Below are 20,617 nucleotides of genomic sequence, written 5' to 3' on the forward strand. Positions count from 1 at the left end.
GCGGTCAGTCCTGTTCGGCGAGGCGGTAGAGGGCTCCGCTGTCCTCCAGGTCGTGGATGACGCCGAGCGAGTTCAGCAGCAGGTGCTCGTCCTCGTGGACCAGGTAGGCGATGCCGCTGGCGCCGGTGGTGAGGTACCGGTCGAGGATGGGCTGCCCGATCTCGGGCAGCCGGTCGATGCTGTGGAAGCCGGGCAGGCGGCGCAGGATGCGGGCGCCGTCCACGGCCAGCAGCTTCCCCGGGCGGTCGGAGCGGAGGAAGACCTTGGCGACCGACCGGGCCGCCGTGTAGGGGAGTTCGAGGCGCAGCGCGAACTCCTCGGGGCGCAGGAAGCGCTCCACGACGAGGTGCTGGTGGCTGTATCCGAAGGCCGCGTGGTACGGGTCCGGAGCCAGCGAGGGGCCCATGACGCGGGAGTTGACCTCGACCAGGCGCGGTCCGGCCGGGGTCAGCATGACCTCGGTGTGGGCGGCCCCCTCCCGGATGCCCAGGGCGTCGAGGCAGTCCAGCACGTAGCCGACCAGCTCCGCCTCCGCCGCGTCGAGCTGCGGCCGGGAGATGATGTGGCGCAGCACCGGGGCGCCGTCGATGTGGTCGATGCGCTCCGCGTACACCTCGCTCACCAGGTGGCGGCCGTCGATGCTCACGGTGTTCACGATGTACTGGGTGCCGGTCAGGAACTCCTGGACGAGGACGTCGTCGTTGACCTCGCCCATCAGGTTCTGCCGGTCGACGATCGCGCGGAAGGCCGTCAGGGCCGTCTCCGGGTCGGGCGAGATGGTGCAGCCGTCGCTGCCGGCGCTGTCGCGCGGCTTGACCATCACGGGGTAGCTGTCCCAGCGGGCGAGCAGGTCGGTCAGCTCGGCTTCGTCGCGGACCGATCCGGTGCGCGCGGCGGGCACGCCGGCCTGCTCCAGGGCCCGGACCATCAGCTCCTTGTCGCGGCGGGCCGCGGCCTGCTCGGGCCGGTGGTGCGGCAGTCCGAGCCTGGTGGCGAGCTCGTCGGCGAGCAGGACGCCGTACTCGCTCGCGGCGATGACGGCGGTCGGGCGCAGGCCGCCCAGCACCTCGAGGGTCTTGGCGAGGTCCTCGTGCACCATGGTGCGCGGGGAGCCGTCCGCGTCGTACGCGGCCCGGAGTGACGCGTCGTACAGGTGCAGGCAGTCCGCGCCCTCCTCCCGGAAGGCCTCGGCCAGCGCCTTTCCGGTGGAGACGGGGTTGACGAGGACGAACATCATACGAGCCTTCCGGTGGCGGTGACGGTGGCCTTGACGGTGTTGTTGACCTTGACGGTGTTGTTGACCTTGACGGTGTCGTTGACCTTGACGGAGCCGGTGACCCTGATGGCAGGGGTGGGTGCGTCGTGCGCGGCCCAGAGCAGGTCGGTGGCGATGCCGGTCGCCTGACGGGCCGCGGTGTTCAGGTAGTTGACGATGGCGGCCCGGGGGTGCGAGGCGGCGCCGAGCACCCAGACCCGCTCGGGTTCGCCGGTCCGCGGATCGCACACCCGGAGGCCGGGGGAGATCTCCGGCTCGGTGCCCGTCACGGCGAGGGCCGGGTCGGAGTGGAGCAGCAGGGTGCGGTCCGGGAGTCGGCGCAGGGTCGGCTTGTGGTAGCCGGCCGCGCAGACGATGTGGTCGATGTGTTCGGTGCGGTCGTCCGCCCACCGGACGAGCCACCCGGGGCCGGACTCGGCCGGGGTGACGGCTTCCGGCAGTCGCGGGGCGACCGTCAGCGTGCCCTCGGTGAGGCGTTCGAGCAGCAGTCGGGCGTTGCGGACCGGAATGGAGGAGATGTAGCGGGAGATGACGTGCCGGTACCGTCCGAGCACCGTCCTGCGGGTGTCCGCGGGCCAGGGCGCGGTGCTGTCGTTGATCGCGTCGATGATCTCGGCGATCGCGTCCTGCCACGGGACCTGTCCGGACTCGGCGAGGCGCAGTTCCTCGGCCAGCCGGTCGGCGGGTGCGGTCGCGCCGCTGGTCTGGGCGCGCAGAGCGGCGCCCGATCCGGCCCGGGCCACCGCGGAGACCACCAGGCGGGCTGCTTCGCGGTCGAAGTCCGGTGAGTCCGGGGTGAGTTGACGCCAGGAGGCCGGGTCGAGGACCGAGCTGGCGGGCCGGGTGAGCCGGCTCCGGACGGCGGGCAGTTGTCCGGAGGGCGAGGAGAGCACCACGTGCCGCCCCCGCTGTCCCAGCACGATCGCCGCGTCGATCGCCGCGAGCTTGCTGCCGAGCACCAGGATCCGTGCGCGGGCGGGCAGCCGGCGCAACTGCCCGACGGGGTACGGCGCGGCGGTGAGGTCCGGATGGCCGACGTGCGCGCGGACCAGTTCGGGGACGACCGGCTGGTCGAGGCCGAGGCAGAGGAAGACGTCGGTGCCGGTGAGCCGGGCCCCGTCGTCGAGCGTGACGGTGTGGCCGCCGCCGTCGTCGGGGCCGACGGAGGTGGCTCGTGCGCGGTGGTGGCGGACCCGGATGCCGGCCTGTTCGGCGGCCCGGCGGTACGTCAGGTACCGCTCGCGGCAGTACTGGCCGACGAGGTAGCGGGGGACGAAGTGGTCGCGGTGGACCGGCCAGCCGCGTGCGGCGAGGTACCTCAGCAGATCGGACTCGCCGGTGGGGTCGATCGAGGTGACGTCGACGGAGGTGTTGCAGAGCAGCAGCGGATCGGTGGTGCCGAAGGCCGTTCCCAGCCCGATCGGGTTGGGGTCGACCACCGTGATGGTGCCGATGCCGGGCGTGGTGGCCAGCTGGGTGAACAGGGTCACCCCGCTGGCTCCGCCGCCGACGATGATGGCGTGCTTGTCCATGGGTCAGCCCGCGGTTCGGGTGGCGACGGGCGAGTGCCGGGAGGCCCCGCGCAGCCACGTGGCGAAGGCGGGCGTGTCCAGCAGGTCCGAGTGCCCGCCCGGGAACGTCCGGGACACGAAGCTGCCGGACGTGGCGTCGGCCCACGCGCCGATGCCGTCGGTGGAGGTCAGCGGATCCTCCGCACCGCGGACGGCGAGGATCGGGCAGCTCACCTCACGGACCGTCGAGCCGGTGGACTCCCGCAGCAGCCGCAGGTCCTGCATCGCGGTGTCGATGACGATCTCCCGCCACTCGTCGCCCTCGTCCGGCAGGAGGCCGGGGTCGATGCCCTCCAGGTAGGCGACGGTGTCGGACCGGTGGAGCGTGGGCGGCTCCGGCACCGTCAGCAGGGCCGGTGCGTTCGCGCCGACCACCACCAGGGCGGCGACCTCCGTGCCCAGCTCCGCCAGTTCCCGCGCCGTGGCATGGGCCACGTACGCGCCGAAGCTGTGCCCGACGAGGACCGGCCGTACGGGCCGGCGCCGCTCCACCTGGGCGACGCAGGACCGCACGACCTCCTCGAAGGCGCCCGCTGCCCGGCCGAAGTCCCGGCCGAGCCTTCCCGGGTACCGGGCGAGCCAGGCCGACGGCCCCGACGCGCTCAGCAGTCCGCGGAGTTCGGTGCCGAAGGACCCGGCACCCGGAAAGACGACGACACTCGGACTTTCGGGATCCACCGGTCCCTCTCCTGTTCTTTCAGTGACATGTGGCGGCGGGGCTCACGGGTCAGAGCCCGAGGGCCAGTTCGTCCATCACCATGGCGATGCTGATCAGGCTGAGCCTGAAGTCCCACTTGTCCGCACCGCCCTGGGCCGGCACGGTGTCGAGGCTGCCCGGGACGAAGAGCCCGCTGGCCTCGACCAGGCCCTGCCAGTCGTCCCAGGTCCGGGCGTCGACGACCGACCGCAGGTCGTACGCGGTGAACCCGTGCTTGCCGCGCTGCAGGACGGAATCCGGGACGATTCCCCGGTAGGCCGACTTGAGGCAGGCCTTGCCCTCGAAGTCGACCACCTTGGCGCTGTCGGCGGTCCGCAGCGCGAGGGAGACCACCTCGTTCCCGAGGAACGGGTAGCGGCCCTCGATCGAGTTCTTCATGACCATGGAGTCGCCGTGGTCGCCGAGGAGGTGGCCCGCCAGCTGGACGTAGACGTCGGAGACGGAGCGAAGCTGCATGGGCGAGAGCCGCTTCGCCTCGTCCTCGGAGAACGGGATCAGCCTGGTGCGCCAGAACTCCTCGCCCACCAGCGCCTCGGCGGCCGCCGGTGCGAGGTACTCCCGCCGGCGGTGCACCTTGCGCCAGTCCACCTCCCAGCTGAAGTCCGCGCGGCCCCAGGCCTGTTCGTTCTCGGCGCAGGAGCTCCGGGTGGACCTGGTGGCGCTGTCGAAGGCGTAGGAGTCGTAGCCGAAGAACAGCTCGTCCGCGCCCTCGCCGGAGACCACCCCCTTGACGCCGGCGGACCGTACCGTGTCCGCGAGCATCATGGCGGCCACGTTGTAGGTCTCGCGCTGCGGGTAGCAGCAGTGCCGGACCATCTCCTCGAACCGTGCCGCGATGTCGGTCGGCCGGCACAGGATCTGCTCGTGCTTGCTACCGGCCTGCTGCGCCACCTCCCGCTGGAAGCGCCCCTCGTCCAGCGAGGGATCGTCGAACACGATGGAGAAGGTGCGGACCGGCCGGTCGAGCAGGGCGGCCGATTCCATCAGGATCGCGGTGGAGTCGAACCCCCCGCTCAGGTAGGCGCCGATCTCGACGTCGGCGTGCAGCCGGTCCCGGATCGAGCCCCGCAGCCCCGCCCGGAGCGCCTCGTCCGGGACCGCCTCCGCGCTGGGGGCGAACTCGCCGTAGCGCCAGTAGCGTTCGGTCTCCTGGCCGTCCGGACCGAACCGGACGGCGCAGCCGGGGGGGACGGCGTTCACGCCCTTCACCAGGGTCCGCGGCGCGACGACGTTGCCCAGCGAGAAGTACTGGTCGACGGCGCCGATGTCCACCTTCCAGGAGCGGTCGACGCTCTGGACCAGAGGCTTGAGCTCCGAGCAGAAGTGGACGTCGTCGCCGGTCGCGGTGTAGTACAGCGGGCAGACGCCGAACCGGTCCCGGGCCAGGACCAGGGTGTCCTCGGCGCGGTCGAAGACGACGGTCGCGAACTGCCCGTCGACCAGGCCGAGCCCCTGGATCCCGTACCGGGCCACGAGTTCGGGGATGACGGACACGTCGACGGCGTTCCGGTGCCGGTCGGCACCCACCTTCGCGCGGAGGGCCTCGGCGTTGTACACCTCGCCGTTCGTCATGGCCACGTACCGGCCGCTGCGGTCCTCGGCGGGCTGCCAGCCGTCGACCAGGCCGGTGAAGCCGAGGCGGCCGAGTTTCGCGGACAGCGTCCCGGTGTTGAGTGAGTAGGTCTCGTCCGGTCCGCGGTGGACCAGCCGGTTGTGCATGGCAGCCGCGATGCTGCGATTCACCCGACCGTTGGGGGAATAGGTCCCGCATACGCCACACATCGCGGTCAAGCGCTCCGATCACGTAGTTCGTCGACGAGGACCTTCAGGTTCTCGGCCCGGAGGACGTCCCGGACGCCGACAGCCATCCAGCCGAGTTCCTTCAGCTTGTTGACCAGGATCACCGTGGAGGCCGAATCGCCGCCGATGTCGAAGAAGTTGTCGTCGAGGCCGGCGTCGGCCACCCCGGTGAGCCGGCGTACCAGTTCGAGGATCTGGTCCTCCGGCGCGGCGGCCCGTTCCGCCTCGGGGGCGGCGCGGCGGCTCGCCCGGAGCGCCTCGCGGTCGACCTTGCCGTTGCGGGTGTAGGGGACCGCCTCGATCTGCCGGATCACCGAGGGGACCTTGTAGGAGTCGAGGACCGTCTCCAGGTGGGTGCGCACCTCCCGGGAGGTGGCGGTGCCGAGGTGGTAGCAGACCAGGGCGTCGGCGGCGTCGTCGTCGCCGCTCTCGTGCGACTCGGCGGTGACGACCGCCTCCACGACGCCGTCGAGGCGGCAGGCCGCGCTCTCGACCTCGCCCGGGTCCAGGCGGTAGCCGCGGACCTTGACCTGCCGGTCCAGCCGCTCGACGAAGTAGACCTGTCCGTCGCGGCGTTCGACGATGTCGCCGGTGTGGTAGACCCGGTCCGCGTCGTCGTCGAGGAAGGGCCGTACGCCCTGGGCGGTCAGGTAGCCCACCGCGACGCTGTTGCCGGTGATGACGAGTTCGCCGCGGGTCACCGGCGAACCGGCGGCCTCGTCGGCCGCCGTCGGCAGCGGGGCGAGGTCGAACCCGCAGTCGCCGACCAGGTCGCCGAGCGGGACGGACTCCTTGCAGTCGTCCGGGTCCAGCGGGGCGCTGAGGAAGTTGCAGACGGTGGTCTCGGTGAGCCCGTAGGCGTTGTGGAACGCCGCCGCCGCGGACCACTTCCGGAGCACGGCCTGCCGGCAGGCGCCGCCGCCGTTGATCACGTGCTTGAGAGTCATCCCCTCGCTCGGCTCGGTGGCCGTCAGCGCGAAGGGTGTCGTCTTCAGATGGGTGATGCGGTACCGCTCCAGCGTCCGCTGGAGCACCGGTCCCGGGCTGAGGTGCTCCTCGCCGAGGATCACCAGGCAGGCGCCCGAGGTCAGGGTCCACAGGATCTCGGTGATGCACCCGTCGAAGGTCAGTCGGGCGAACTGCAGGGTGCGGCACCGGGTGTCCAGCTCCAGGCGCCGTACGTGGTCCCGGACCATGGGCACCAACGGCTCGGCGCGCACCAGGACGCACTTGGGCTCTCCGGTCGAACCCGAGGTGTGGATCGCGTAGCCGAGAGGGTCCTGATACTCCGTCAGATCGACATGAGGTGACAGGTGTTGGCCTTCCGGGCCGTCCCGCCACTCGGCCGGCGTCGCGGCGAGTCGCGGCGCGTGCGACCCGGCAGGGGTGCCGGCGACCAGGTTGATGCCGAGCGAGGAGACCTTCCGCTTGTTCGACGACTCGCTGTCGCGCGGGTCGATGAACACGAACGGTCGTCCTGCGGTCAGCGCGCCGACCATGGCGACGATCGACCCCGAGGTGCGGACGGCCTCGATTCCGATGAACTCACCCGGTTCGGTGAGCGATTCGAGCCGCGCGGTGAAATCGCGGACGTGCTCGCCGAATTCCCGATAGGTGATCGAGCCGTCGGTGGTCTCGATGGCGCCGCAGTCGGGATGGTCCTGAACGACGCGCTCGATCGCGTCGACTACTGATATCTGCTGGACAGACAAGTGATCAACCTTTTTCAGCGATGGTCAGACGAACTACCGCACGGTGTGGACGAGCGTTCCCACACCCTCGACGACGGCCTTGATCGAGTCTCCGGGGCTGATCACCGCGGCTCCCGGAGTTCCCGTGCAGATGACGGTTCCGGGCGCGAGGGTCCGACCGGCCGTGAAGTACTCGACCAGATAGCCCAGGTCGTACTTCATGGCGGACACCAGGGCGGAGGAGACGACCTCGTCATTGCGGATGGTCGACACCCGGATGTTCCGGAGCGCCTCGTCGTCGAACTCGTCCAGCGTCACCAGCTGCGGTCCCACACTGCAGAACGTGTCGAATCCCTTGGACCACGGGATGTACCGCGGATTCTCGCGGATCACGTCCTCGGCGGTCATGTCGAGCACGGTCGTGACACCCGCGACGACCGAGCGCCAGTTCGCACGCGACACGTTCTTGCAGGCCACGCCGATGACGAGACCGAGTTCGGCCTCCGCGGTCACCCGCTTGCTCTGGGACGGCAGTTCGATCTGCTGCCCGTTGCCGATCAGGCAGCTGCTCGGCCGCAGGTACGATCCCGGGCCGGAGGCGGGCTGCTGGGTGTTCAGGTCCTCGGAGTGGCCCCGGTAGTTCAGGCCGGCACCCCAGATGTCGCCGCCGTCGGCGATGGTCGCGGCCTCGTCGAGCCGGACGTCGGTCAGCGGCTCGACCGACCGGGAGGCGAGCAGCGCGGCGAGCTCGCTCCTCCGGGCCTCGTCCAGCAGGTCCGCGATCCGCGCGGGAGCCTGGTAGCCCTCGATGGCCGACAGCGGCACCCAGCCGCCGTCCTGTCCGGCGTGGATCCGGTAGCCGTCGCCGGCGTCGAATCGTGCGATCCTCATGTGTTCCTCCCTGTAGGGCGCTGGTCGAAAGGGGTTCGCTAGACCGCCGCGAGGCCCTGGGAGATCCGCTGGGCCGCGGCGTGAAGGTGGTTCTTGCCGACGCTCTGCGACGCCAGGTCGACGGCGATCTCCATCAGGGGGGCCGGGTCGACGGTGAGCTCGGCGCAGAGTTCCTCGATGAGCGGGAAGTATCCGGAGTGGATCCCGATGACTCCGCCGAGGACCTGCATGTTCCGGTTCTCCGGCAGGAGTTCCAGGCTGGTGCGGCAGAACTCCGCGAGCCGGGCCAGCTGCTTGTAGTCGTACCTGTCGCTGCCGACCATGCTGAGGATGCCGGCCAGCGACTCGGTCTCCGCGTTGCCGGCGCCGCGGCCGATGCCGTCGAGCGTTCCGTCGACGATGGCGGCGCCGGCCTGGAGCGCGGCGATGCTGTTGGCGTTCGCCATGCCGAGGTTGTCGTGGCCGTGGAACCCGACGACCGGGAAGTGCTCCCTGGCGACCTCGACGTAGTGCTGCACGTCGCTGGGGAGCATCGAGCCGTAGGAGTCCACGACGTACAGTCCGGCCACGGCCGGAGTGACTCCGCTCAGCAGCTTGGGCAGCTGCTCGGCGGGCGTGGCGCTGGTCTTCATGAGGTTGAGGTAGACCTGCCCGCAGATCTCGGTGGCGCGCTCGATGTACTCGAGGTGCTCGGAGACCCGGTCGGCCTCCATGCCGATGCGGACGAACGACATGCCCTGGTCGCAGAGCTCCTGAAGCGTCTCGAGCCGGCTGAAGCCGGGCTGCGCGAACATGCCCCAGGAGGTTTCCGACAGTTCCGAGCGGGCGATCTCGCACCACCGGGACAGGTCGATGTTGCAGGCCCTGATGCCGGAACGCTCGGCCTCGTAGCCGAGGCCGTGGCCGATTTCCACCTTCCCGATCGGCGTCTCGTTCAGTCGGCCGAGGAGTTCGATGACGAATTTCTCTTCGAGCTGGAAGTCGACGGCGTACGAGCCATCGCGCAGGGTGGCGTCAAGAATCTCGCTCGACTGCGGCTCGAACAGCGGGCCGGGTGCTGTAGACATAACCGTCCTCCGGAGCTCAGTGATTGGCGGATGAGTATGGGTGGTTCGCGGGAAAGAGCCGATGCCGGACCTCCTCCGGGACCGCATGGCGGATTCCCGGTGGGCGCGGTCGCGCATCGGCGGAGCAAGAACGATGGAACGTCACCGTAGGGAGTTCGACCGTGGAAATCCCGATCAGGGTCGGGATGGAGAAACGACCTCTGCCGCGCTGCCGCCGGCACTACCGTGCCGTGGGCGCGAGCGTTCCGGCCTCGTGGTGAGTACTTCTTCGCCGGACGCGACACAAGTCCGCGTACGGGATTCCCACCTCCAGTCCCCCTCTGGATTGCCGGCGTCCTCGCCGGTTGTTGACTATGCCTCACATCCTTAGGGAGATCAACGGCTTGTTGGGCGTCGGGAATGTGACATGCATCGTCAGGTCGGAGTCGGCCCGTCCGGTTCTGGCGGCATGGTCGCGTCTCTTCGGGCCTCGGAGTGACCGGCCGGTGGCAGGTTGTTGCAGGTCAGCGGAGCGGGACCGGCTGCGGACGGGTGTCGGGACCGCCGCGCCCAGGGGCGGCAGGGGAAAGAATCAGCCAACCGGCAGAACAGCCGAAACGGTCTCGGATGTCGAGACGTCGGTGATCGGGCAGGCCCGGTCCGGAGCGGTCCGCGGCGGTCGATCGGCGGTCGATCGGTGCTGGAAGCCATCGGCCGGCCGGCGTCGAAGGGCAGGCGGGCGAACTGATCGACTTCGCTGGACACAGGGCGAACACGTGTGTTTGGCTTTTCGGGCGAGAGCTCGCGCCGACTCCGGACGAGTCGCTCAGCGCTTGCTCCCGCATCCGGTCGAGGCTGGATTCCGCCGCTCGGGACCCCAGGGGTTCGAACGAGCCACTCTGTCCATTATCTGAGATACACCCGCGCCCGGTTCGCCGGAGCGGGCTCCTCTTCCTGCGCGGCCACCGGGTGATCGACGGTCGGCCGGCGCATTCGTTCACGACACCGGGCCCCGACGATCGGGGCCTCGACGACTGGAGTCGGCTGCGTCCTCGAGGACCAAGCAGCCGGGAGGGATGTCATGAGCACGGCTATTCTTGACAACTTGCGGAAGGCTCTCCCGGAGCGGGACGTGCCGGCGGTCGAGGAGTGCGCGACGACACTGCTCGAAGCGCTGCCGCGACCGGGCGAACTCGGGCGCAACACCGTGATGGTCGCCTACGGCGGCGGCAAGGACAGCTCCTACGCGCTGGCCTTCGTGCGCGCCGTCCACCTGGCGGTCGCCGAACGGCACGGGGAGACCTTCCGGCTGCGGGTGGCGACCATGCGGCACGGCGGAATGCCCTACCAGGTGATGCAGAACATCGACCGGACGTACCAGGCGCTGGGCCTGTACGGCGATCCGGACGTCGAACTGCTGCTCATCGAGGGCAGCCAGGTCCGCCCCTTCCACCGCGACCGGAGCATGCCCCACCGGCTGATCGAGTTCAACCGGGTCGACATGCTGATGTCCGGGCACCGCACCTACGGGGACGGCCGGGCCACCTTCTGCAACGCGTGCAACCTGAACGTGGCGGACTCCTTCGGTGTGGCCGCCGGCCACGGCGAGGGCGTGGACCTGATCATCACCGGCGACTCCCCCCGCGAGCAGCGCGACTACGCCCTGTGGATCCGGCAGTTGGCGCGCAGCGTCGGCCTGAAGCCCGCCGACGGCAAGAAGGGTTTCCAGGGCACCCTGGAGACGCTCAACGGCCTGGCCACGGCCTACTTCCAGGAGATCCACGGCCTGGAGAACGCGGAGCGGGTCGAGGCGCGCGGGGTGACGTCGGCCATCCCCACCGCGCTGCAGTTCTACTCCATCTACGACTACACGAGCTACGCCTCAGGGGCGCACTGGAGCCTCCTGACGGACTTCCTCGGCTTCGTCTTCGACGACATCGCATTCAACTTCACCGAGTCCGACTGCGTGAACCCCGCGCTCATGGCCCACCTGCGCGGACTGCGGACCGAGCGGGTGTACCAGCGCTCCTACCGCGAAGGCATCGACCAGTACGCCGACTTCGCCCTGGAACTGATGCGCCGCAAGCACTTCCCCGACCACCTCGTCGAGGAGATGGAACGGCGCTACGCCACCGAGGCCGGCGTCGAGGCGATGCGTGAGTCCGCGACCCGGTACGGCGAGGACGCCTTCGGGCTCGACACCACGCAGCTGGTCTGCATGGTGTACTCGCCCTTCGCGGGACGGGCCGCCAACCTGCACGAGTTCCTCGCCGGAGAGCACCCCGACCTGCTGGAGGCCGAGGACCGGATCCGCGAGGTGCTGGCCGGCTCCGTGGACCGCGCGCTCGCCGCCCGCCTCGAGCGGATCAGCGGACTGAGCGTGACCGACCTGCAGGCGCTGCACGACGGCCCGCTCTGGTCGCCGTTCGGGGACGCGCCCGCGCAGAAGGGGGTCCTCCCGCAGGTCATGCTCACCGACCCGCACCAGAAGCGGATCAGCGTGAAGCGCAACCCGGCGGGCGACGAGGTGCTGGACCGGGTCGCCGGCCGGTAACGAGGCCGATGGCACCAGCCGGTGGCGACGGTGGACGGGCGGGGTGGCCTTGCGGCGCCCCGCCCGTCCTCACGTCCGAATCAGGTCCGGATCACGTCCGGATCAGCCCGGCTCACGCGCGCAGCGCGCCGTCCAGCGCACCTGCGGAGAAGCCCTCGGGCAGCGGCAGACCGAAGAGCACGTGCAGGGCGGCGAGGAACGCGGTGCGCTCCGACTCCCCGACCTCGCCCCCGCGCCGTACCGTCTTCGCGATGGTGGCGGCCGTGCCGAAGGCGGCCGGGAAGTCGGCGGCGGAGAGCGCCTCGCAGAGCTTCGCGGCGGTCTTGGACGCCGCGGGCTCCGGCCCGCCGGCGGCGGCGGCCGCCGCCGCGTGATCACCGGTGATGCGTCCGATCTGCTCGCCGAGCTGGGCCTTGACCGACACCGTCTCGTCCGTGCGGCCCGCCACCAGCAGCGAGGCGTCCAGCCACTCCGGATCGACGTTCTGGGCCGAGCCGACCCGGGCCACCGGCAGCACCGCGACCGGCGGGTGCGCGACCTCGACGTCCAGCGTCAGCAGGCGCAGCCACAGCAGGTCCGCCGTGACCGCCTCCGAGGAGGCCACCAGGGTCGCCCGCCCCGCCGGGTACGCGGCCGCCGAGGCGAGCAGCGGCGCGGGGTCGATCGACACGGACACGGCCGCGGCCCCGTCCGTCCCCTCGGTGAGGCTGCGGGCCCGCAGCGCGGGCGCCCAGCGCAGCTCGCCGGCCGGGTCGGCGCTCAGCACCGCGAGCGGCGTCCGGCCGAGCGAGACGGACTCGGCCGTCTCGGCGTGCCCGGAGGCCAGCAGGTCCTCGAGGTACGCCTGCATGGCCTCCTCGTGGGGCAGGCCGTCGTGCCGCCGGCCGGCCCGCACCGCGACACCGGTCTTGATGACCGGCGGCGTCAGCCAGGTCTTCGGGTCCGCGCCGGGCTCCTGCTCGCCGAGGCCGAAGCGGACCGGCAGCCCGATGGCGCGCGCGAACTCCAGGTCGGCGACCGAGTGCGCCGGGTTGACGATCACCGCGCCGGTGCCGAACTCGGGCTTGGCCCAGTCGGCGACCCAGACGGGCAGCACGTCGCCGTGAAGCGGGTGGCGCACGAACCGGCCGCTGAAGTACGGGCGTTGCCGCACCTCGGTGCCGGCCAGTGCCTCGTGGTCAGGGTGCACCACGACCGCGCAGGCGGCGGTGAAGGGCGACCAGTCGGTGGTGAAGGTGCTCAGCGAATCACCGCCCGCCGAGCCGCCCGCCGAGCCGTTCGCCTCGCCGTTCGCCTCGTTGGCCGCGTCGCCGCTCGCCTCGCCGCCCGTGAGGTCGGCGAAGGGCAGCCGGATCACCGCGCCCCGGCTGCGGCGCAGCGCCTTCTGCTGCTTGGTGTCCACCCGCGCCCCCCAGGAGGGCGCACGGCCGGTGGCCACCGCGGTCAGCGCGGCCGCCGAGGGCACGTAGGACAACGTCCACGGTCCGGCCGCCTCGTCCTCGGCGCTCACCGCGATCCGGCCGGCGGCCGCCAGCGCGCGCAGCAGGTCGACGGCGGGGGTGGAGGGCTCCGGCGCCGGGGCTCCGGTCAGTGCGCCGAGCCTGGCGCCGGCCGCGGCGACCGCGTTCAGCCGCCGCTCGTGCAGATCGTCGACGGGCGTGCCGATGGTCAAGACGTTGGTCGTCAATGTTCGCTCCGTTCCGGGGTGTTCGCAAGTTTAAGCAGGGATGCTAGGCCGTTTGACAAACCGTCGGGGAACTTCGGAGCGGGTTTCCGCGCACGTCAAGAACGTACAAGACGTGGCGGCCGGGAAGCGGCACGGTGGGTTCCGGCAGGCTGACAGGGCTGTCGGGTTCTCATCGGTTTGGAGCGAGCACAGTGGTCGTTGATCAGGGTTCGATGGCGTCGGGGCACGTGTCGCTGTCGGTCGGGCAGGAGCAGCTCTGGTTCCTGGAGCAGCTGACTCCCGGGCTCGCGACGTACAACGTCGCGGTCGCCCATCGGCTCCGCGGACCGCTGGACGGCGCGGCGCTCGCCGCCGCCCTGACCGAGCTCGTGCGCCGGCACGAGTCGCTGCGTGGAACGGTGTCCGCGGTGGACGGGGCGCCGGGGATGGTGTTCACCCCGCCGTCGGACGTGGACCTGCCGGTCGGCGACCTGGCCGAGGGGAGCCCCGAAGCCCGCGAGGCCCGGCTCGCGCAGGAGCTGCACGAGCACGCCTCCCGGTCCTTCGACCTGGTGCAAGGCCCGCTGTACCGCTTCAAGCTGTTCCGGTTCTCGGCGGACGAGCACGTGCTGTCGCTCGTCTTCCACCACCTCGTCACCGACGGCTGGTCGACCAGCCTGCTGCTCCGGCAGCTCCCGGATGCCTACGCCGCGGCGCTCCGTGGCGACGTACCGGCCGGCAGACCGGCCGACGGCCCGGCGCCCGTCCGCTTCGCGGACTTCGCCGCCGAGCAGCGCGCCGCCCTCGAGAACGGCGGCCTGGAGGAGCAACTCCAGTACTGGCAGACGCAGTTGGACGGCGTCACCCCGCTGGAGCTGCCCGCCGACCGCCCGCGTCCGGCCGAACCCAGCTACACCGCCGGCACCACGCGGGCCGAGCTGCCGCCGGACCTGCTCGCGGCGGCCCGCGCGCTCGCCGAGGCCGAGGGCGCGTCGCTGTTCATGGTCCTGACCGCCGCGCTGACCGTGGTCCTGGGCCGGTACACCGGCAACCAGGACGTCTCGCTCGGCACCGCGGCGCTCGGCCGGACCGATCCGGACCTCGAGGAGGTGGTCGGGTACTTCACCAACATGGTGGTGCTGCGGGCCGGCCTCGAGGACGATCCCGCGTTCGCCACCCTGCTGGACCGGCTCTCCGACACCCTGCTGGACGCCTACGACAACCAGGACGTGCCCTTCGAACGGGTCGTCGACCGGCTCCGGCCGCACCGCGACGCGGGCCGCAACCCGCTGTTCGGTGTCTGCGCCCAGTTCCTGACCGAGCAGACCTCGGGCATGGGGTTCGAGCTGCCGGGGCTGACCGCGGAGGCCGTCGCGATCCCGTCGCTCGGCGCCCGCTTCGACCTGGCCCTGACCTTCGTCGAGTCGGCCGACCGGCTCCACGTCCTCGTCGAGTACGCCGCCGACCTCTTCGACGGCTGGCGGGTCGAGGCGCTCGTCCGGCACCTGGCCCAGGTGCTGCGGGCGGCCTGCGCGGAGCCCGCCCGGCCGGTGTCGCAGCTGGCGCTGCTCGACGGCACGGAGGTCCAGGAGCTCCTCGCGGCCGGGGTCGGCGAGCTGCTCTCGCACGCGGACGAGCCGGTGCACGCCGCGATCGCCCGGCGCGCGCTGGAGCAGCCGGACCGCGTCGCCGCGATCCACGAGGGCGACAGTCTGACCTACCGTCAGCTGGAGAGCCGGGCGTTCGAACTCGCCGCCTTCCTGCGCGACCGGGGGGTACGGCACGGGCAGGTGGTCGCGGTGGCGATGGAGCGCGACCTCGACGCACTCGTCGCGCTGCTCGGCGTGCTGAAGTCCGGGGCGGCGTACGCGGTCCTGGACCCCTCGCACCCGGCCGGTCGGCTGGAGTACATCCTCCAGGACACCGCGGCGCCGATCGTGCTGACCCAGAGCCGGGTGAGCGAGCGGATACCCGCGTCGGCGGACTGGTCGGTCATCGAGGTCGACCGCGAGCGGGAGGCGATCGCCAAGGCGGGAGCCGAGTCCGACGGCTGGGCCGAGGAGGCCGGCCGCGACTCGCTCGCCTACGTCATCTACACCTCCGGCTCGACCGGCCGGCCCAAGGGCGTGCTCCTCGAACACCGGGCGCTCCAGTCGTTCATCGCCTCCTACCGCCGGGTGTTCGACCTCCAGTCGGAGGACCGGATGCTCCAGCTGGCCGCCCTGGCCTTCGACATGTCGCAGGGCGAGATCTTCGCCGGCCTCACCGCCGGAGCGGCCCTGGTCCTGGTCGACAAGGAGGCCGGCACCTCGCCCGACGCGCTCGCGGCGCTCATGCGGGCGCAGGAGGTCACCTACATCTGCATGTCGCCGGCGATGCTCGCGCTCGTCGAGGGCGGGTCCTACCCGCACCTTCGGAAGATCATGGCGGGCGGCGAGGCCGTTCCGGCCGAGATGGTCGCCAAGTGGAACCTGCCGGGGCGCCGGATGATCAACTGCTACGGCCCCACCGAGGCCGCCGTCGGCTGCACCTCCTACGAGTGCCCGCACGAGCCGGCCCGCAGCGCCCCGCCGATCGGCGCCCCCTTCACCGACCGCCGGATGTACGTGGTCGACAAGGCCGGCCAGCTCGTCCCGCGCGGTGTCGCCGGTGAGCTGCTGATCGGCGGTCCGGAAGGCCTCGCCCGCGGCTACCTCAACCGCCCGGACCTGACGGCGGCGGCGTTCACCGAGGATCCGTTCCACCCCGGCGGCCGGGTCTACCGAAGCGGCGACCTCGTCCGCTGGAACCGGGACTACCAGCTGGAGTTCCTCGGCCGCGGCGACGGCCAGGTGAAGCTGCGCGGCCTGCGCATCGAGCTGGAGGAGATCGAGTCCGCGCTGATGTCGCACCCGGACGTGGGGGTCGGCGCGGTGGTGCTGCGGCCGGACCGGCGCGGTGAGAACCGCCTGGTCGGCTACGCCTCGCCGGCCGCCGACCGCCTTCCCGACCCGGCCGACCTGCGGGCCCACCTGGCCGAGCGGCTGCCCGAGTACATGGTCCCGACCGCCTGGGTGGTCCTGGACCGGCTGCCGCTGACCACGGCCCGGAAGGTCGACCGCAAGGCCCTGCCGGACCCGGTCGAGGCCGACCCCGAGGAGGACTACGTCGCCCCGCAGGGGCCGACGGAGCAGGCGGTCGCGCGGATCTACGCCGAGGTACTGGAGGTCGAGCGGGTCAGCGCGGCGGTCGCGTTCTTCGCGGCCGGCGGCAACTCCCTGCAGGCGATGCGGGTCGTCAGCCGCCTCGGCAAGGAGTTCGGCGTCAAGATCCGGCTGCGGACGATGTTCGCCGACGCCACCACGCGCTCGATCGCCGCGGAGGTCGACCGGCTGGTGGCGGCGAAGCCGGCGGCCCTCAAGGCCGCCCCGGCGGGCGTCACCGCGGAGCCCGGCCGTGTCGGCTGACCTGCTCCTGCCGTTCGGCGGGGACGACACCGGGCTGGCGCCGCTGTACTGCGTGCACTCCGCCTCCGGCTCCGCCTACACCTACCTGCCGCTGGCCGGCCTCCTCGGAGGCCGGCCGGTGGTCGGCATCGAGGCGCCCGGGTACGACGGCGACGGCCTGCCGCCCACCGACCTGCGCGAGCTCGCCGAGGACTACGCCCGCACGGTCGAAGAGGACTGCGTGGGGCCGGAGTTGTGCCTGCTCGGCTGGTCGATGGGCGGCTCGGTCGCGTTCGCCATGGCCCACCGGCTGCTGGCGCGGGGGCGGCGGGTGCCGCTCGTGGTGCTGGTCGACGCCCTGATGCACCACGCCGAACCGGTCCCGCCGCGGCAGGCGGTCCTGTCCGGGTTCGCCGTCAACCTGCTGACCGAGGCCGGGAACGGACGGGCCGAGCAGCAGGTCGCCGACGTGCTGGGGGAGTGGCCGTCGGACGCGCCGACCGGGGACGCCTGGCGTCTGCTGCACCGGGCGGGCCTGATCGCCGAGGAGCTGGACGCCGAGACCCTGGACCACCGGTTCGAGGTGTTCCGGCGCAACGTCGAGGCCCTCCACGGCTACCGCCCCGAGCCCGGCTACCCCGGACCGGTGCTGGTCGTCGAGGCCGAGGACTCGCCGCGCGGTCCGCTGCGGTGGAGCGACGCGGCGCAGGACGTGCGCACCGTCACCGTGCCCGGCGACCACTTCTCGCTGTGGCAGGGAGCCGGACTGAAGGCGCTGGGCGAAGCGGTGTGGGAAACCCTGCACGAGGTGTCCGCCGCGCGACCGGAAGGAGTACCGGCATGACCACGCAGGACACCACTGTCCGTGAAGGGGAAACCGCCGTCGCGGACAAGGACAGCACCGTCGCCGACGGGGCCGGGGTGCAGGGCCGCCCGAGCCTGTGGCGCAACCGGGACTTCCTCACCTTCTGGTCGGGGGAGACCCTCTCCCTGTTCGGCACGCAGATCACCGTGCTGGCACTGCCGTTGACCGCGGTGATCACCCTGGACGCGCAGCCCGACGAACTCGGTCTGCTGCGCTTCCTGCAGATGGTCCCGTACCTGGTGTTCGGGCCGCTGTTCGGGGTCTGGGTGGACCGCCACCGCCGGCGCACGACGATGATCGGGGCGAACCTGCTCCGGCTGGTGCTGATCGGCATGGTGCCGGTGCTGGCCTGGCTCGACCGGTTGGACATGCCGCTGCTGCTGGCGATCACCTTCGGTGTGGGGATCGGCGCGGTGCTCTTCGACATCAGCTGGATGTCGTTCGTCCCCACGCTGATCCGCGACCCGAAGTACCTGGTCGACGCCAACTCCAAGCTGGCGACCACGTCCGCGACCGCCGAGGCGGCCGGGCCCGGACTGGCGGGATCGCTGGTGAGCCTGCTGACGGCTCCGGTCGCGATGGCCGCGAACGCCGTGACCTTCCTCGGCTCGGTGGTCTCGCTGCTCCTGATCCGCGCCAAGGAGACCCCGCCCCAGGTCGTGCCCGGGCGGCGGATCCGCACGGAACTGGCCCAGGGACTGAGGTTCGTCGCGGGCAACCGCCTGGTGCGGTGGATCGCGCTGGTCGGCGGCCTGGCGAACTTCTTCCTCTCGGCGACGCAGCCGATGTTCCTCCTGTACGCGGCCCGCGACCGGGGGCTGTCGGCCTCGGTGCTGGGACTGATCTTCTCGGTCGGTGCCTGCGGTGGGATCGTCGGCGGCATCATGTGCCGCCGGCTGACCCAGCGGCTGTCCCTCGGGCGTCTCTACGCCTGCGCGCTGACGGTGGCGTTCGTGCCGATGCTGCTCGTGCCGGCCGCCGCCGGCCCGGACTTCCTGGTGGGCGGACTGTTCACGATCGCCTGGTTCCTCGGGCCGCTGGGGCTGACGACCGTCAACATCCTGATCATCAGCGTGCGGCAGAACGTCACGCCGCCCGAGCTGCTCGGGCGGATGAACGCGGCGGTACGGGCCGTGATGTTCGGGCTCGGTGCGCTCGGCGGCCTGCTCTCGGGACTGCTCGCCGACCGGATCGGCGTGCATCAGACCCTGTGGGTCTCGACGCTCGGATCGGCGGTCTTCGTGGTCGGCGGGGTCCTGCTGTCCCCGCTCACCCGCTTGCGGGAGATGCCCGCTGCCGAGCCGGCGGCCGAGACCGAGCGTGCGACCGAGACCGAGCGTGCGGCCGAAACCGTGCGTGCGACCGAGTCGGAGCGTGCGACCGAGCCGGCGACCGAGGCCTTGGCCGAGCCGGCGGTGGCGGACCGGGCGTAGCGGCCGGGGCTGGTACCGATGGTGTTCTTGAAGTGGCGGGTGAAGTGCGACTGGTCGTAGAAGCCGGTGGTCGCCGCGACGAGTCCCGGCGTCATGCCCTCCAGCAGCAGGCCGCGTGCCGTGTCCACCCTTCGGCCCGTCAGGTACTGATGCGGGGCCACGCCGAACTCCTTGGTGAAGGCGCGGACCAGCTGGGTGGGGTGGGACTGCAGCAGGTCGGAGGCCTCCGCCAGGGTGAGGCCTTCGACCAGCCGGGCGTCGAGCAGGTCGCGCAGCCGCCCGGCGACGCCCGGGGCGGCCGGCGGACGGGCATCACGCAGCGTTCCCGCGAGGTGTCCGTGCAGGCGTTCGACGATGAAGCCCAGTCGGCTCTCGGCCTCCAGCGGGTCGTCGGTCCCGTTCAGGGCGGTGTGCAGCAGGTGGATCCGTTGCCGCAGCACCGGGTCCGAGATGACGGGCTGGTCCGCGGCCGCCCCGATGAGTTCATGGCTCAGCAGGGTCGGGTCCAGATAGAGCACCCGTTTCCGGAATCCGTCCGGGGAGACCGAATCGCCGTTGTGCGCGACCTGCGGCGGGAGGATCGTGACGAGGTGATCCAGGGCGCCGTATTCATGACGGTCCACGTCGAAACGGACGATTCCGTCGTCGACGATGAGGAGTGTCCATGCGTCGTGCGTGTGCATGGGGTAGACGTGGTTCGTTATGCGCGCGTGGAAGACTTCTCGGATGCCGCCTACGGAAGGCCGCCAGGCGGCGATCTCCGGTTTACTCGCAGGTTTGCGCGATGATTTACGGAGAGCTTTACTCGTCGTGAGCATGATCGATCTTATCAGGAATGCGGTTTCCCGCGTGATGGAATTTGACGCTGCGTGATGGGCGGGAAGCCCGGGTAATCCGTGTTTCCCGTCACAGGCCGCGCACGTAGCCGCCGTCACAACGCATCGCGGTGCCGGTGACGTAGGAGGCCTGCGCGCTGCACAGGAAGGCGGCGGTCGCGCCGAACTCCTCGGGCCGCCCGTAGCGACCTGCCGGAATGGCCTCGACCGAGGACCGCCGCACGTCCGCCAGGCTGCGGCCGGCGCGCTCGGCGTTGGCGGCGTCGATCGCCGCGGTGCGCTCGGTCTCGATCCGGCCGGGCAGCAGGAGGTTCACCGTCACCCCGTCCGCGGCGACCTCGGCGGCCAGGGTCTTGAGGTAGCCGGCCAGCGCCGCGCGACCCAGGTTGGAGAGCGCCAGGTTGGGGATCGGAGCGGCGATCCCGCTGGATCCGACCGCCAGGATGCGGCCCCAGCCGCGTTCCCGCATGGCCGGCAGCGCCAGCGTGACCAGGGCCAACTGCGGGCGCAGCGTGACGTCCAGCGCGGCGTCCACCTCGGCCGGGTCGAGGCCGCTCGCCGGACCGGGTTTGGGCCCGGGCCCGTTGAGGACGAGCAGGTCGGGCGGGCCGAAAGCCGCGATCGTCGCCGCCATCAGCCGGGCCGGGCCGTCCTCGGCCAGGAGGTCCGCCTCGACTCCGACGGCGTCGGGCAACTCGGCGGCGATCTGCCGGGCGCGCTCCCCGCGCCGTCCGCAGACCACCGTCCGGGCGCCCTCCGCGGCCAGCGCCCGGGCGATCGCCTCCCCCAGGCCGCCGGTGGACGAGCACACGAGCGCGGTGCGCCCCGAAATTCCCAGATCCATG

At 71.5% G+C, this 20,617-nt stretch carries 13 protein-coding genes and 1 pseudogene; 4 read left to right on the forward strand and 10 right to left on the reverse strand.

Annotated features, from left to right (window positions below; genetic code table 11):
* Positions 1-4 precede the first annotated feature (4 nt).
* From ACZ52J_RS12180 to ACZ52J_RS12210, 7 genes are read right to left on the reverse strand one after another with little or no spacing between them, the layout of a single operon-like run.
* Complete coding sequence (locus ACZ52J_RS12180; RefSeq protein WP_465617949.1) at positions 5-1,237, reverse strand: ATP-grasp domain-containing protein; 1,233 nt, start codon at positions 1,235-1,237, stop codon at positions 5-7.
* Positions 1,234-2,808: an FAD/NAD(P)-binding protein gene (locus ACZ52J_RS12185; RefSeq protein ID WP_465617951.1), complete on the reverse strand. Its 1,575-nt coding sequence runs from the start codon at positions 2,806-2,808 to the stop codon at positions 1,234-1,236. Before ACZ52J_RS12185 ends, ACZ52J_RS12180 begins: the two co-directional genes overlap by 4 nt.
* A gap of 3 nt (positions 2,809-2,811) precedes the next feature.
* The gene (locus tag ACZ52J_RS12190; RefSeq protein WP_465617953.1) at positions 2,812-3,525 is read right to left on the reverse strand and encodes a thioesterase II family protein; all 714 of its coding nucleotides are present in this window, start codon (positions 3,523-3,525) and stop codon (positions 2,812-2,814) included.
* A 49-nt stretch (positions 3,526-3,574) separates the two neighbouring features.
* Positions 3,575-5,347, reverse strand: a complete 1,773-nt coding sequence (gene asnB / locus ACZ52J_RS12195; protein WP_465618261.1) for an asparagine synthase (glutamine-hydrolyzing) — start codon at positions 5,345-5,347, stop codon at positions 3,575-3,577.
* A 5-nt stretch (positions 5,348-5,352) separates the two neighbouring features.
* Positions 5,353-7,077, reverse strand: coding sequence for a non-ribosomal peptide synthetase (locus tag ACZ52J_RS12200; RefSeq protein ID WP_465617955.1), 1,725 nt, complete (start codon positions 7,075-7,077; stop codon positions 5,353-5,355).
* A gap of 33 nt (positions 7,078-7,110) precedes the next feature.
* The gene (locus ACZ52J_RS12205; RefSeq protein WP_465617957.1) at positions 7,111-7,947 is read right to left on the reverse strand and encodes a fumarylacetoacetate hydrolase family protein; all 837 of its coding nucleotides are present in this window, start codon (positions 7,945-7,947) and stop codon (positions 7,111-7,113) included.
* A 38-nt stretch (positions 7,948-7,985) separates the two neighbouring features.
* Positions 7,986-9,014: a beta/alpha barrel domain-containing protein gene (locus ACZ52J_RS12210; RefSeq protein WP_360493839.1), complete on the reverse strand. Its 1,029-nt coding sequence runs from the start codon at positions 9,012-9,014 to the stop codon at positions 7,986-7,988.
* Between the two features lie 1,084 nt (positions 9,015-10,098).
* Here ACZ52J_RS12210 and ACZ52J_RS12215 point away from each other — a divergent pair.
* Positions 10,099-11,547: a PqqD family protein gene (locus ACZ52J_RS12215; protein ID WP_360493842.1), complete on the forward strand. Its 1,449-nt coding sequence runs from the start codon at positions 10,099-10,101 to the stop codon at positions 11,545-11,547.
* 112 nt (positions 11,548-11,659) lie between these two features.
* Here the strand turns inward: ACZ52J_RS12215 and ACZ52J_RS12220 are convergent, their stop codons facing one another.
* Positions 11,660-13,234: a hypothetical protein gene (locus tag ACZ52J_RS12220; protein WP_465617960.1), complete on the reverse strand. Its 1,575-nt coding sequence runs from the start codon at positions 13,232-13,234 to the stop codon at positions 11,660-11,662.
* Positions 13,235-13,446: 212 nt separating this feature from the next.
* Here ACZ52J_RS12220 and ACZ52J_RS12225 point away from each other — a divergent pair, with 212 nt between their 5' ends.
* Genes ACZ52J_RS12225 through ACZ52J_RS12235 form a run of 3 tightly spaced genes read left to right on the forward strand, consistent with a single transcriptional unit; the run spans position 13,447 to position 18,936 of the window.
* Positions 13,447-16,659, forward strand: a complete 3,213-nt coding sequence (locus ACZ52J_RS12225) for a non-ribosomal peptide synthetase (RefSeq protein ID WP_465617962.1) — start codon at positions 13,447-13,449, stop codon at positions 16,657-16,659.
* A complete protein-coding gene (locus ACZ52J_RS12230) occupies positions 16,649-17,482 on the forward strand; it encodes a thioesterase domain-containing protein (RefSeq protein ID WP_465617964.1) in 834 nt (277 codons plus the stop codon). Before ACZ52J_RS12225 ends, ACZ52J_RS12230 begins: the two co-directional genes overlap by 11 nt.
* Positions 17,479-18,936, forward strand: coding sequence for an MFS transporter (locus ACZ52J_RS12235; RefSeq protein WP_465617966.1), 1,458 nt, complete (start codon positions 17,479-17,481; stop codon positions 18,934-18,936). The genes ACZ52J_RS12230 and ACZ52J_RS12235 overlap by 4 nt, the downstream gene beginning before the upstream one ends.
* 50 nt (positions 18,937-18,986) lie before the next feature.
* Here ACZ52J_RS12235 and ACZ52J_RS12240 read toward each other — a convergent pair.
* Together ACZ52J_RS12240 and ACZ52J_RS12245 are read right to left on the reverse strand one after the other, a co-directional pair.
* Positions 18,987-19,754, reverse strand: a pseudogene (locus ACZ52J_RS12240) (AraC family transcriptional regulator); the annotation flags it as partial.
* Positions 19,755-19,842: 88 nt separating this feature from the next.
* On the reverse strand, positions 19,843-20,616 hold the full coding sequence (locus ACZ52J_RS12245; RefSeq protein WP_465617967.1) for an SDR family oxidoreductase: 774 nt from the start codon (positions 20,614-20,616) through the stop codon (positions 19,843-19,845).
* Position 20,617: the final 1 nt, after the last annotated feature.

It is taken from the genome of Kitasatospora sp. NPDC034035, assembly GCF_055575755.1.